The sequence below is a fragment of the Streptomyces sp. NPDC088733 genome (assembly GCF_044751185.1).
Lineage (GTDB): Bacteria > Actinomycetota > Actinomycetes > Streptomycetales > Streptomycetaceae > Actinacidiphila.
In genome coordinates this window covers 324422-337977 of the sequence record NZ_JBIVLH010000006.1, presented here as the reverse complement: position 1 = coordinate 337977, position 13556 = coordinate 324422, and the positions used below count along the sequence as shown (strand labels likewise).

The window sequence follows — 13556 nt, the reverse complement described above, 5'->3', positions numbered from 1 at the left end:
GCACCATCCCGAGCGCTATGAGGCGCCCAGCCTCCGGTAGGCGTCGCGCGTCCGCCCGGCGATATGTGCCCAGGTACGATCACTAGCCACTCGGGTGCGGGCAGCCTCACCCATGATCCGTCGTAGTTTCGCACTATAGAGCAATACTTCGAGCGTTTCTGCCCACGCGTAAGGATCGTCTGATGAAATTAGTTTTCCGTTCACTTCGTCTTCGACGAGTTCGCCCATGGCCTTGAGATCACTTGCAGCAACAGGAAGACCACTCGCCATCGCCTCGACCGGTTTCAGTGGGGTCACCAATTGACATACCCGATCGGGCGTCCGCGGAACAGCGAAAACGTCCAATACCGCGTGATACGACCGCACCTCCGAGTAAGGTACGCGGCCGGTGAAAATCGCGCTGTCGCCGAGGCCCAACTCGGCCGCCTGCCGCTCGAGCGCCGGGCGCAACGGTCCGTCACCGACGATGAGCAGGCGCAGGGGCACGCCCCGGCGCCGCAGTTCGGCGCCCGCTGCCAGCAGGGTGCCGATGCCCTCGTGCGGGGTGAGCGTGGAGACCGTGCCGACGACGAATTCGTCCGGGGCGATACCCAGCCGGGCACGCAGCGGACCCGCGTCCGGAAGCGGTTCCAGAAAGACGTCGTCCACGGCGTTCGGCACAACGAGAATCCGCTCCTCGGGAACTCCGCGCGAGACGATCTCCTCCTTCATGGCCTCACCGAGGGTGAACACCATGTCGGCCTCGCGCATGCAGTGCGTCTCCAGCGCCCGCCGCTCGCGGAAGGACGCGGAGTCCGGGCTACGGCCGGGCCCCTGGGTCAGCCAGGTCTCCTCCAGGAAGCCGCGCACCTCGTACACGACGGGGAGTCCGAACGACTCGCGCAACGCCAGCGCCACTCGGCCGTTCGGGTGGTCGGTGGCCGCGTGGAGCACCGACGGGCGCAGCTGTTCGACCAGACGGGCGGCCAGTTCCGCGTTGCGGGCCAGAACGGCACCGGGTGCCGCCGGCATGGTCGCGGGCAGCAGCCGGTGGTAGGGCACCCCGTCCACCACCTGCGTGGGCCGGCCGTCCCACACACCCTGCGCCACCGGGAAGCCCAGCCGGGTGACCACCTGCGGGTCGAGCCCGGCCTGTCGCTGGGCGCGCGCGATCGCGTGGGTGCGTACGGTGTACCCGGCGTTCCGGTACGGCAGCGAGTTGGTGACCAGGTGCAGCACACGCCCCGGTACCGGGGTCCCCGGAGTACCGCGCGGCGCGAGCACCGCGGTCGGTCCGTAGGCATCACCCCCTGCACCACGGACCCGGTGCGGATCACGAGCCGGGAGCCGGGACAGGGCCCAGCCGGCGGGACGGCGGACCGGGCCCGGCGCAAGGCGCAGGGCGAGGCCGGCAGCCCGCACCGGATCGCTACGAAGATGACGGGCCGCTACGGAAGCGGCAAGAATCAAGGCACGCACAGTACGACGTCGCACAAGTCCACCCTACGCACCTCCACCCAACAGGAGTCACCGTGCTCGGCTCGGTAGTCCATGTAGTCGGCGCCAGGCCGAACTTCGTCAAGGCCGCCCCCGTGGTCGCCGCGTTGCGGGCAGCGGGTCAGCCGCAGTCCGTCGTGCACACGGGGCAGCACTACGACGAGCGCATGTCGGACATCTTCTTCCGGGAACTCGGCCTGCCCGAGCCGGATGTGGACCTCGGCGTCGGCTCCGGCAGCCACGCGCGGCAGACCGCCGCGCTGCTGGTCGCGCTGGAGGACGAGCTGTCCGCCCGCTCCCCCGCACTCGTCACCGTCTACGGTGACGTGAACTCCACGCTCGCGGCGGCGCTCGTCGCGTCGAAGCTGGGACTGCCGGTCGCCCACGTCGAGTCGGGGCTCCGCAGCTTCGACATGACCATGCCGGAGGAGGTCAACCGGCGGGTGACCGACCAGCTGTCCGACCTGCTCTTCGTCACCAGCCCCGAGGGCGTCGGCCATCTCGCCAACGAGGGTGTGGACCCGGCACGGGTGCACTTCGTGGGCAACCCCATGATCGACACCCTCATGTCCCACCTGCCGCGCTTCGACCCCGAGGCGGCCCGCGCCGCGCACGGACTGTCCGAACGCTACGGCGTGGTGACCCTGCACCGTCCGGCCAACGTCGACGACCCGGCCGCGGCGGCCGCCGCCGTGCAGGCACTGCGCGGCGCCGCCGAGCAGCTGGAGCTGGTGATCCCGCTGCACCCGCGCGGACGCGCCGCCCTGGAGGCGGCGGGCCTGGCCGGGGCGCCGGGCGTGCGGATCGTCGAACCGCTCGGATACCTCGACTTCATGGGCCTGCTGCGCGGCGCCACCGCCGTCATCACCGACTCCGGCGGCGTGCAGGAGGAGACGACCGTACTCGGCGTGCCGTGCCTGACGCTGCGCCCCAACACCGAGCGCCCGGTGACCGTCACCCACGGCACCAACCGGCTGGTGGACCCCGACAGCCTGGTGCCCGCGCTGCTCAAGGTGCTGAACGGCGGGCTGGCCGCCCCGGAGGGGCCGCCCCTGTGGGACGGCCGCTCGGGCGAGCGCATCGCCAGGATCATGACCGAATGGCTGGAGCACCATGTCTGATCCGTCGGGGCAGAAGACCCGGGACTACTGGGAGAACCGCCACCGGCGCCACGACGAGTTGGCCTCCAGCGGGCACATCGGCCTGGAACGCGCGGGCAACGAGGTCTTCTACGCCGTCCGCCTGGCCGAGCTGCTGCGCCACACCGGCGACGCCGGCAACGGCACCGACCCCTTGTTCGTGCTCGACGCCGGCTGCGGCAAGGGGTGGTTCGCCCGCGCCCTGAGCCGCTGCGGCCACCGCGTCGACGCCTTCGACGCCAGCCCCGAGGCCGTCGAGCAGGCCCGCGCACTCGGCGGCGGCCCGCGCTACGCGGTCTCGCAGCTCGACGCGTGGCGCAGCCCGTGGCTGTACGACGTGGTGCTCGGCGTCGATGTGCTCTTCCACGTCATGGACGACGCGCTCTGGGAGTCGTCCCTGATCAACCTCGCCTCCCTGGTGCGCCTGACCGGCCGTCTCATCGTCTCCGACGAGGACGCGCCGGTCCGGACGCCCCGGGGCGACTACATCCTGCACCGCCCCGCGGCCGAGTACCGGGCCGTCGTGGAACCGCTGGGCCTGCGCCACACGGGTTTCACGCCGTACGGTTTCCGGGAGAACCGGGTCGGTTTCCATGTCTTCACGAGGACCTCCTGATGCGCCTGCTCGATCTGCTCCACCCGCACCTTGACGGCGTGACCGAGATCGTCGACGCGACCGGCGGCGGCATTCCCCTCGAGCCGTATCTGCACCTGCCCGAGGGCATCGGCCTCACCCGCTCCGGCCCGGACGACCGGGAACCGGTCGGCGAGGGACAGCTCCTCCTGCTGTCGTACGGCCCGGATCCCGCGCGGCACGGAAACGAAGAAGCGTTCACGGCCGCACTCGGCCGGATGCGGCCCGGCGGCCGCGGCCTCGTCGTCTTCGGCCACACCACGACCGAACTGCCCTACCACCGGCTGCTGGACGGGCTGGTCGCCCACCGCTGCCAGGTGCTGCGCGCCGCCGGGCTGGGCTACGTCCACCTGCACGGCGGCGCCGTCTTCGCGTGCACCGACAGCCTGCTGCCGCTCCACGACGGTGCGGGCCGCCCGGTGCCCGGCGAGGGCGACGGCAACGCCACCGCGCTGCGCATCGCCGGCGAGTACGTCCTGACCGACTTCGTCTCACGCGCCCAGCGCGACCGGCTGCTCGACCTGGAACGGCGCCACGAGGAGGACAGCCGGGCCCTGGAGACGCTGCGCGACGAGAGCGGCGCGGACCGGGCGGTCGCCGCGGTCCGCGAACGCGACCAGATCGCCGCGGCGCTGCGCCAGGCCCGGGACCGGGTCGGCGTGCTGGAGGCCCGGGTCGCCATGCTCCAGGGCTCCACCTCGCTGCGGGTCGGCCAGGTGCTGATCTCCGCGGCCCGCTCCCCGCTGCGCGGCTCGGCACGGCTGCCGCGCGAGCTGTACGGGATGTGGCGCGGGCGCAGCAAGAGCGGCGGGCCGGTCGCGGCCCGGCCGAAGACGGGTGCCTCCGCGCTGGCCGAGGCCGCCGCGGCCGACGGGGACCGGCTGCACCTCGCGCACCGCGCCTTCTCCGCGGGGCCCCGGGACCGCCTGGTCGTCGCCGGTGTGCTCAACGCGGCGACGGCGGCCGACTTCGCCCATGACGCGGTCGTCAACCGCGCGCTGCCGCACGACGCCACGCTCGTCGCGGAGCGCACGGACCCCGACGTGCTGGTCGTGCAGCTCAGCGCCTGCACGGGCCCCGGCCCGTGGACGCACACCGGCACCGGACTCGCGCCCGACCTGGACCGGCGGCTCGCCGAGCTGCTCTCGACCGCGCGCGCCGCGGGCCGCCCGACCGTCCTGTGGCGCGACGGTCCCGCGTCGGGCGCCCCGGGGCTGTCCCGCTTCCCCTGGGACGCCGTCATCGACGGCGACACCGGCGTGCAGCCGGCCCGGCTGGACCTGGCGACCACGGAACGGGCCGACCTGCGGGAGATCTTCGCCGCCCGGGCCACCCGGGTCCGGCTGTCGCAGCTCGCCCGGATCGCCGGCGCCGTCGACCCGCTGGACGGCCGGCGCATCGCCGTGCTCGCCGACCCGCGTGACGGCGAGGAGATCTCCCGGCTCATCGGGCAGGTCCTGGCGCAGCTCCACCGGCCCGCCGAGGTGCTGGTTCCCACGCCCGGCACGGAACTGGCGGAACTCACCGCCGGCGGTGTCACCGTACGGGCCTCCGGCGACGGGCCGACCACGCCCTGGGTCGCCGACTGGACCGACCTCGGCGAGGAACGCGAGGCGGCCCACCTTCTCGACCTGATGTGCGCCCAGGAGTGCTCCGGCGCCGACGCGGTCGGCTACAGCGCCGACGGCTCGGGGTTCGTGCCGCAGGTCAACGGGTTCCGGCCCGCACTCGTCCGCAAGTCACTGTGGCGCGCCCCGGAGGGCGCGGCACGGCTGTTCACGATCCGCCAGGAGGACGCACGATGACGGCGCCGCGCACGATTCGCGCGATGGTCTACGGGGACGTGGACCTCAATCTCATCGACGGCTCCGCGGTCTGGGCGCAGTCGATGGTGCAGGCCCTGTCGCTGGCGGGGTGCGAGGTCCGGCTGGTCCTCAAGGCACCGGTGCGCACCGGGCGGCTGGTCGACCCGCTCGCGGCTCTGCCGGGTGTCACCGTCGTGACGACCGACCGGGTGCTCTCCCCCGTCCAGGCCTCGCGGAAGCTGCGTGCCCTGGACGAGGAGCAGCCCTGCGACCTGCTGGTGCTGCGCGGCCGCCGGGCGGTCACCCAGATCGTGGCGGACGGCGACTTCGACGGGCGGATCTGGGCGTACCTGACCGACATCCCGCAGTCGGCGGCGGAGATGACCGCCGAGGCCGCCCAGGACCTGGCCCGGATCGCCGAGGCCTCGCAGCAGTTGCTGTGCCAGACCGAGGAACTGCGCTGCTTCATCGAGGCGTACGTGCCCGAGGCCTGCGGCAAGTGCGTGCTCTACCCGCCGAGCGTGCCGCTGCCCGACTTCGACCTGCAGGAGCACCAGGCGGCGGGTGACCCCGTACGCATGGTCTACACGGGCAAGTTCGCGCCGCGCTGGAACACCCTGGAGATGACGGAGCTGCCGCGCGCGCTCGCCGCGCGCGGTGTGCGGGCCGAGCTCCACACGGTGGGCGACAAGATCCATGAGGACCCGCTGCACCCGGAGTTCCACGACCGCATGGAGCGCGCGCTCGGCACCACCCCGGGCGTGGTGCACCACGGCGGCATGCCCCGCCAGGAGGCGATGCGGATCGCGGCGGGCTGCGACGTGGGGCTCGGCTGGCGCCACCCGGATCTGGACGCGAGCCTCGAACTGTCCACGAAGGTGCTGGAGTTCGGCACCCTGGGGCTGCCGGTGGTGCTCAACCGCACACCCGCGCACGAGGCACTGCTCGGTGCCGACTACCCGCTCTTCGTCCCCGGCCGCGGGACCCTGGAGGACGCGGCGGAGGCGGTGGCCGTCGCCGCCGGCTCCAAGGAGGCCTACCGGCTGGCGGCGAAGCGCTGCCAGGAGGCCGCGGCGCACTTCTCGCTGGAACGGGCCGCCGAGCGGCTGCGCGGTCACCTCGACCGGGCCTTCCCCCCGGAGCCGGCGGGACTCGGGAAGCGCACGCGGCCACTGCGCGTCGTGGTGGCCAGCCACGACCTGAAGTTCTTCACCCGGCTGCTCGACCACTTCCAGGCACTGCCCGGGGTCGAGGTGCGCATCGACGCGTGGCCCGCGCTGGCCAAGCACGATGTGGCGGTCAGCCGTGAACTGGCCGCCTGGGCCGATGTCGTGGTCGTGGAATGGTGCGGCCCGGCGGCCATCTGGTACAGCCACAACAAGCGGCGCGGCTCCCGGCTGCTGGTCCGGCTGCACCGCTTCGAGCTGTACGCGGGCTACCCCGACAAGGTCGACATCGACGCCGTCGACCAGATCGTCTGCGTCAGCCCGCACTACAGCGAGCTGACCCGCGAGCGCACCGGCTGGCCGGCCGAGAAGATCGTGACGATCCCCAACTGGGTGGACGACCGCCAGCTCGACCGTCCCAAGTCCGCCGACGCCCGCTACCGCCTGGGCATGATCGGCATCGCCCCCGCCCGCAAGCGGCTGGACCTGGGGCTGGACGTGCTGGAGGCACTGCGCGCGCGGGACCCGCGCTGGCAGCTGTCGGTGAAGTCCAAGATGCCGTGGGACTACTGGTGGATCTGGAACAAGCCTGAGGAGCGCACGCACTACGACGCGATCCTGCGCCGGGTGCAGTCCGCTCCGCTGCTGGAGGACGCGGTCGTCTTCGACAGTTTCGGCGCCGACGTGGCCAGTTGGCTGCGGCGGATCGGCTTCGTGCTCTCCACGAGCGACGACGAGAGCTTCCACCTGGCCCCGGCCGAGGGAATGGCCTCCGGCGCCGTCCCGGCACTGCTGCCCTGGCCGGGCGCGGACACGATCTACGACCGCCGGTGGATCCACGATTCCCCCGAGGCGATGGCGGATGCGATCCACACCCTGGTCGAGGACGGCTGGGAGGCCGAGGCCGGGCACGCGCGCGGCTGGCTCCGGGAGTCCTTCGGCCTGGACAAGGTCCGCGCCGCGTGGACCGAGCTGCTCACCGGCTCCGCGGCACACTGAGCGGCCGAGCCGCGGGACGGGCGATCACCCGTCCCGCGGCCGGACCGTGGCCGTCCCGGACGGCACGGGACGCCTCACTCCTGACATGTCCGGCGGGGACTGTCCACCCGCCACCTGTCAAAGGTGACATGTTACGATGCGCGGCATGAGCCTGCGCCATGCCGTCCTCGGGCTGCTCACCGAGCGCCCGGCCAGCGGGTACGACCTGCTCGGAAGGTTCCAGACGTCACTGGTCAACGTCTGGCCCGCGACCCAGAGCCAGCTGTACACCGAGCTGAACCGGCTCGCCGACGCCGGGCTGGTCGCCGTCACCGCCGAGGGCCCGCGCGGCCGCAAGGAGTACACGCTCACCGACGAGGGCCGCCGGGAACTGCTGCACTGGCTCGTCGAGGTGGAACCGCAGCGCGTCCGCCGCAGCGACGGACTGCTGCGCGTGTTCTTCCTCAACCAGGTCGCCCCGGAGCAGGCCAGGACGTACGTGGAGCGCGAGGGCACGACCGCGGTCGCGTACCACCAGGAACTGGCCGAACTGGAACGCACCGTCGACTGGGACGAGGGCGACCTCTCCTTCTACGGCCGGCTCGCCCTGGAATGGGGGCTGCGCTTCACCCGCATGCAGGAGGAGTGGGCCCAGTGGGCGTCCGAACGTATCGCCGAGCGCACGTCCGAACGGCCGCCACAGCCGTAACATGGCGCACCGGGCGGTCTATTGGAGGTGCACATGACCACGGATGAGGCGCTGTACGACATCCTCGTCGTCGGCGGTTCGGGAGTGGACACGGTGGTGCGGGTCGACAGCCTGCCCGTGCCGGCCGCGGACTCCCTCGGTGTGCCGCCGATCCTGGAGTGGCCGGGGCAGACCGGTGGCAATGTGGCGCTCGGCTGCCGCGCGCTCGGGATGACGGTGAAGTTCCTCGACTTCACCGGCGACGACTGGCTCGGCGGCCTGGTCCGCGAGCGCCTCACCAAGGGCGACGTGGACTTCGAGGCACTGATCTCACCGGCGGGCACCCGCCGGGCGGTGAACCTGGTGGACACCACCGGGCGCCGTATGTCCTTCTACGACGGCCGTGACCCCGCGGACCTGCGGATGCCCCGCGACTTCTACCTCCCGCACCTGCGGCGCGCCCGGCACGTGCATCTGTCGATCTCGCACTTCACCCGCTTCCTGTACGACGACATCGAGGCGCTGGGCCTGCCCGTCTCCACCGATCTGCACGACTGGGACGGACTCGCTGAGCACCAGCGGGAGTTCGCCCGCCGCTCCGACCTGGTGTTCCTCAGCGCGGCGGGCTCGGGCGAGCGCATCGCGGACGTCATGCGCGGCATCCTGCGCGACGGACGCGCCACGGCGGTTGTCGCCACCGCCGGCGCCGGGGGCGCCTACCTCCTGGCGCGCGACGGCGGACGGACCCCGCGGCACATCCCCGCCGTGCCCCCGCCCGGCCCCGTGCGGGACTCCAACGGCGCGGGCGACGCCTTCGTCTGCGGCTTCCTGTACGGAAGGGCGCGCGGCCTGGACTTCGCCGAGAGTGCCCGGCTCGGCGCGGTCGCCGGCGCGCACGCCTGCGCCACGGAGGGCAATGCCGCCCTCGTGGACGCGGAGACCCTGGACGCTCAGGTCTCCCGTTCCGGTATGTAGTCCGCCTCCTCCAGGCCGAAGGTCCAGGCGACGCCCTCCCGCGCGGTCCGGGTCCGCGGCGGCACCCGCAGCCAGTACGTGCGGTGGGTGCCGTCCGGCTCCGGCGTGGAGTTGACGACCTCGACCATCACGAGCGGTTCGTCCCCCACCAGCTCGATCCGCCACAGCACGCCGGCCGCGTCGCGCTGCACCGGCTGCGCCCCGGACTCCTCCAAGTAGCGGTCGTAGCCGTAGAACTCCAGCATCACCCGGCGCAGCTCCGCGTTCTCCTCCTCGCGTATCCGGGCCGGGGTCAGCTCCGACAGCCCGTCGAGGAACGCGGCCGGCACCGGCATGCCGCGCCATGCGTGCAGGGCGAAGCCGTCGGGGAAGGCGAGCGCGGGGCCGTCGCCCCGGTCGAGGCGGCCGGCCTCGTCCCGGTGCAGTTCCACGGGGCGTTCGGCGACGACGGCGATCCGCTCGTACGGCCACCACCAGCCCGCGGACCGGGCCACCGCGGCCAGCCCCGCCAAGTCCCCGGTGCCCTCCTGGCCGTCGAACGCCGCGAGCCAGGCCGCGTCGTGCTGGCCGAGGACCGCGTCGAGCAGGGCCGAGCGGACCGCCGGCTCCCCGCCGGGCACATTCGCGGCGGACTCGGCGACCCCGGTCCGTATCCGCTCGGCGAGCAGCACGGTGCCGTCCCACAACGGGGCCCCGGTCAGGGCCCAGTGGGCCGCCCATCCGGCCGGGCCCATCCGCTCGGCGACCCGCTCCCGTGCCGCCGCCCACGGCAGGGTGCGCACCCGCTCGCGGACACTCGGGCCCGCGGACCCCTCCCGCCTCAGTCGGGCCGCGAGGGCCACGCCCTCCCGGGGCGAACCGGCCCACACGATGCGTTCCGGCACGGGCAGACCCGCCAGCCGGTAGGACTGCCGCACCCCCTCCTCGGCCGCCGCGCGGTCTGCCGGGCCCGTCGCCGCGGCGACCTCGCGCCACACCGCGGCCGTCTCCATCGGGGTCGCCGCCGCCCCGATCGCCGCTTCCACCGCCACTGCCCCTGCTGCCTCTGCCACCGTCATCGCTCCCGCTCCCCGGTCCTTCTCAGTCCGCCACGACGCGCACCGCGCCGGGCACGTACTCGCGCTGCCGCACCACCCGGTACCAGCCCTTCGGCAGGGGTATGGCGGCGTGCTCCTCGTGCACCACCCGTCCCCCGTCGGGGAGATGGAGGTACGCCACCCCGAAGGGCCCCGCCTCGCGCACCAGCGTGCCGGGCCCGACGACCGCGTGGGCGTGGCCGGTCACCTCGCCGAGCGCGAGCACGAGCCTGCCCCGCCCGTCCCTCGGCTGCCGCGGCAGCCGGTCCGTGCCCGGTGGCACGGCGGCCTCCGCGACGGGCACGATCAGGACGTCCCCCTGCCGGTACATGCGTGTCTCCCTTCGCCGTCGGCGCGCCTCGCCGACCCGATGTCCACGACGCTACGCGGGGGGTCCGACAACGGCCCCGCGCGGCTTCGCCGTCCACAGCCCGCGCGTACCGCTGTCGGAGGGGCTTGGTACAACTCTTCGCGAGCGCAGAGCACCGGCCCGTCACGTCAGGAGACCAGCGACATGTCCCACGTCGAACACCTGCAGGAACTGCACGGCCTGCCGGCCTTCGCATTCCCCGGACCCGACGCCCGGCGGGAACTTCCGGAGGCCGGGGCCGTGGCCTGGCGGCTGGCCGTCGACCCCTACCGCAACAACGCCCCGGAGACGTTCGAGGCGTTGTGGGACCGGTTCCTCAATACGGTGGACACGGCATCGGTCCGCGCCCTCGTGATCGGCCAGTGGGGCGAGCCCTACGACAACGACTCCGGGGTCGTCGTACAGCGGCTCGTCGAAGCCCGGGACCGGCTGACCGCCCTGCAGGCCGTGTTCATCGGCGACCTGGAGATGGAGGAGGCCGAGATCTCCTGGATCGAGCAGTCCGACGTCACCCCGGTCCTCGACGCCTATCCGCTGCTGGAGGAGTTCGGCGTCCGCGGCGGCACGGGCCTGCGCTTCCCCGCGGTGAGCCACAAGCGCCTGCGCACGCTGTGCTTCGAGGCCGGCGGCCTGCCCGGCGAGGTGGTGCGCGGTGTCGCGGCGAGCGAACTGCCCGCGCTGGAGTACCTGGAGCTGTGGCTCGGCGTCGACGAGTACGGCGGCGACGCGACGGTCGCCGACCTCGCCCCGCTCCTCGCCGGTGGCCGCCTGCCCGCACTGCGCCATCTCGGCCTGCGCAACAGCGAGATACAGGACGAGATCGCCGCCGCCGTCGCCTCCGCGCCGGTCGTGGCACAGCTCAAGTCGCTGGACCTGTCGCTGGGTGTGCTCACCGACGAGGGCGTCGCCGCCCTCCTGGCCGGTCAGCCTCTCACCCATCTGTCCTGGCTGGACCTGCACCACAACTTCGTGAGCGACCCGGTCGCCGAACGGGTGCGCGCGGCTCTGGAGCCCTCCGGCGTCGAGGTCGACCTGTCCGAGCCCGGTGACGAGGACGAGGACGAGGACGGCTCCGTCTTCCGCTACACCGCCGTGGCGGAGTGAGGCAGCCATGACCTTCGCCGAACACCTTCGGACTCTGCACGGGCTGCCCGTGCACACCCTGACCGGGACCGACCGGGCAGATCTGCCCGCGGCCGGCGACGTGGCCTGGCGGCTGGACTGCTTCGCGGCCGACGAGACGCCCTTCGACGAACTGTGGCGGGGCTTCACGCAGGCCGTCGACACCCGGCAGGTGCGGGCCCTGGTCCTCGGCCCGTGGTGGGACGACGAGTACGCCGAACTGCGCCCGGCCCTGGAGCTGATCCTGGCCGACGCGGCGCGCTTCCCCGCCCTGCGCGCCCTGTTCCTCGCCGACGTCACCAGCGAGGAGTGCGAGATCTCCTGGGTCCCGCTGACCGACGTCACACCCGTGCTGGAACGCTTCCCGCTGCTGGAGGAGCTGGGGGTGCGCGGCGGGGGGTCCCACGGGGCGGGCGAGGAGCCCCTCACCCTGCGCCCGGTGCGGCACGAGGCGCTGCGCGTGCTGCGCTTCGAGTCCGGCGGACTGCCGGGGCAGGTCGTCCGCGCCGTCGGCGCCAGCGACCTGCCCGCCCTGGAGCGCCTGGAGCTGTGGCTCGGGGTGTCGAACTACGGCGGCGACGCGACCGTCGCCGACCTGGCGCCGCTGCTGGCGGGCGGCCGGCATCCGGACTTGCGTCACCTCGGTCTCCAGGACAGCGAGTTGCAGGACGAGATCGCCGCCGCTGTGGCATCCGCGCCGGTGGTGGCGCAACTGGAGTCGCTGAGCCTGTCCATGGGCACCCTCACCGACACCGGCGCCGAGGCACTGCTGAACGGGCAGCCCCTCACCCACCTCAAGCGGCTCGACCTGCACCACCACTTCCTGAGCGAGGCCGTTGCCGAGCGGGTGCGGGCCGCCTTCGGTGCCACCGGGACCGAGGTCGACCTCTCCGAGGCCCAGACGGCACGCCGGTGGCGGGACGAGGAGTGGCGCTATGTCGCCGTCTCCGAATGATCCCGCGCGGAGCGGGCCGGCCGCGGAGGCGGTCCGCTTCGCCGTCGTCGGCAATCCCGAGAACCGCCGCACGTCACTCTTCGCCGATGCCGTACGCGCCGCGGGGCACCCCGCTCCGCGGGTGCTGGCCTGGCGGGAGGTGCTGGGCGGCGGGTACGGGTTCGAGCCGGGCGAGTTCGTGCGGATCGACTCCCCCGGCGAGAACGCCGACGTGGACCGTCTGCTGCGGGGTGCCGGCGATCCGGCCCGGGTCGAGGGCTCGGCGCTGTGGTACCGCCGCTTCACCGCGGCGGTGCGGGAGGTCGCGGACGCGGCGCGCCGGGCCGGCGCGGTGCCCTCCGCCGACCCGGAGGACGTCGCCGTCATGTTCGACAAGCGGCGCTGCCACGCCCGGCTCGCCGCCGCGGGGGTCCCGGTCCCGCCCGCCCTGACCGGCCCGGTCGGCGGCTGGGACGACCTGCGGGACGGCTTGAGGGACGCGGGTGTCCCGCGGGCCTTCGTCAAGGCCGCGCACGGCTCGTCCGCATCCGGGGTCGTGGCGCTCGCCGTCGCCGGACCCGGCAGGGTCCGGGCCACCACCTCGGTGGAGACCACGGACGACGGGCGGCTGTTCAACTCGCTGCGGGTGCGGCACTACACGACCGAGCCGCAGGTTGCTGCCCTGGTCGACGCCCTGGCCCCCGACGGCCTGCACGTCGAGCGGTGGCTGCCGAAAGCCTCCCTCGGCGGCCGCGCGGCCGACCTGCGCGTGGTGGTCGTCGCAGGCCGGGCCACGCATGCCGTCGTCCGCACGAGCCGGCACCCGATGACCAACCTTCACCTCGGCGGCAGCCGCGGCGACCTCGGCGCGGCCCGCGCGGCCATCAGAGCCGCCGGAGGGGCCCTGGACGACGCGCTGCGCCTCGCGGAGCGCGCGGCGGCCTGTTTCCCGGGCACCCTCTGCGTCGGCGTCGACGTCCTGCCCGCGACGGGCTGGCGGCGCTTCGCCGTCGGCGAGGTCAACGCCTTCGGGGACCTCCTGCCGCGGCTGACCGGACTGCCCGGCAGCGGAGCCGAGGGCCTGGACACCTACGCCGCACAGGTCGCCGCCGTACCGACCGTGATGGAGCGCGAGCGAGCACGACGCAAGGAGCGAGACCGTGAGAACCCGGCCGGCACCGCCGAAGCCTGAC

General features: G+C 73.4%; 12 protein-coding genes. 9 read left to right on the top strand and 3 right to left on the bottom strand.

Annotated elements, in window-relative coordinates:
• Positions 1-15 precede the first annotated feature (15 nt).
• Complete coding sequence (locus tag ACIP64_RS14155; protein WP_401585465.1) at positions 16-1218, bottom strand: glycosyltransferase; 1203 nt, start codon at positions 1216-1218, stop codon at positions 16-18.
• Positions 1219-1511: 293 nt separating this feature from the next.
• Between ACIP64_RS14155 and wecB the strand changes: the two genes are divergently transcribed.
• The 6 genes from wecB to ACIP64_RS14125 all read left to right on the top strand — a co-directional run bounded on the left by wecB (position 1512) and on the right by ACIP64_RS14125 (position 8861).
• On the top strand, positions 1512-2597 hold the full coding sequence (gene wecB / locus ACIP64_RS14150) for a non-hydrolyzing UDP-N-acetylglucosamine 2-epimerase (RefSeq protein WP_401585462.1): 1086 nt from the start codon (positions 1512-1514) through the stop codon (positions 2595-2597).
• On the top strand, positions 2590-3231 hold the full coding sequence (locus ACIP64_RS14145) for a class I SAM-dependent methyltransferase (RefSeq protein ID WP_401585460.1): 642 nt from the start codon (positions 2590-2592) through the stop codon (positions 3229-3231). The genes wecB and ACIP64_RS14145 overlap by 8 nt, the downstream gene beginning before the upstream one ends.
• Positions 3231-5054: a hypothetical protein gene (locus ACIP64_RS14140; protein ID WP_401585457.1), complete on the top strand. Its 1824-nt coding sequence runs from the start codon at positions 3231-3233 to the stop codon at positions 5052-5054. Before ACIP64_RS14145 ends, ACIP64_RS14140 begins: the two co-directional genes overlap by 1 nt.
• Positions 5051-7219 (top strand): glycosyltransferase, encoded by a 2169-nt coding sequence (locus tag ACIP64_RS14135; protein ID WP_401585454.1) that lies wholly within the window; start codon positions 5051-5053, stop codon positions 7217-7219. The genes ACIP64_RS14140 and ACIP64_RS14135 overlap by 4 nt, the downstream gene beginning before the upstream one ends.
• Before the next feature lie 145 nt (positions 7220-7364).
• Positions 7365-7907: a PadR family transcriptional regulator gene (locus ACIP64_RS14130; protein WP_401585451.1), complete on the top strand. Its 543-nt coding sequence runs from the start codon at positions 7365-7367 to the stop codon at positions 7905-7907.
• 33 nt (positions 7908-7940) lie between these two features.
• Positions 7941-8861 (top strand): carbohydrate kinase family protein, encoded by a 921-nt coding sequence (locus tag ACIP64_RS14125; RefSeq protein ID WP_401585449.1) that lies wholly within the window; start codon positions 7941-7943, stop codon positions 8859-8861.
• Here ACIP64_RS14125 and ACIP64_RS14120 read toward each other — a convergent pair.
• Together ACIP64_RS14120 and ACIP64_RS14115 are read right to left on the bottom strand one after the other, a co-directional pair.
• On the bottom strand, positions 8837-9853 hold the full coding sequence (locus tag ACIP64_RS14120; protein ID WP_401585644.1) for a DUF6745 domain-containing protein: 1017 nt from the start codon (positions 9851-9853) through the stop codon (positions 8837-8839). The genes ACIP64_RS14125 and ACIP64_RS14120 overlap by 25 nt on opposite strands.
• An 88-nt stretch (positions 9854-9941) precedes the next feature.
• Positions 9942-10268 (bottom strand): hypothetical protein, encoded by a 327-nt coding sequence (locus ACIP64_RS14115; RefSeq protein WP_360899440.1) that lies wholly within the window; start codon positions 10266-10268, stop codon positions 9942-9944.
• 183 nt (positions 10269-10451) lie between these two features.
• Here ACIP64_RS14115 and ACIP64_RS14110 point away from each other — a divergent pair, with 183 nt between their 5' ends.
• The 3 genes from ACIP64_RS14110 to ACIP64_RS14100 are packed head-to-tail and all read left to right on the top strand — an operon-like array spanning position 10452 to position 13555.
• Positions 10452-11411, top strand: coding sequence for an STM4015 family protein (locus ACIP64_RS14110; RefSeq protein ID WP_401585447.1), 960 nt, complete (start codon positions 10452-10454; stop codon positions 11409-11411).
• Positions 11412-11418: 7 nt separating this feature from the next.
• Positions 11419-12384, top strand: coding sequence for an STM4015 family protein (locus ACIP64_RS14105; protein WP_401585445.1), 966 nt, complete (start codon positions 11419-11421; stop codon positions 12382-12384).
• Positions 12365-13555, top strand: coding sequence for an STM4014 family protein (locus ACIP64_RS14100; RefSeq protein ID WP_401585442.1), 1191 nt, complete (start codon positions 12365-12367; stop codon positions 13553-13555). The genes ACIP64_RS14105 and ACIP64_RS14100 overlap by 20 nt, the downstream gene beginning before the upstream one ends.
• Position 13556 lies beyond the last annotated feature (1 nt).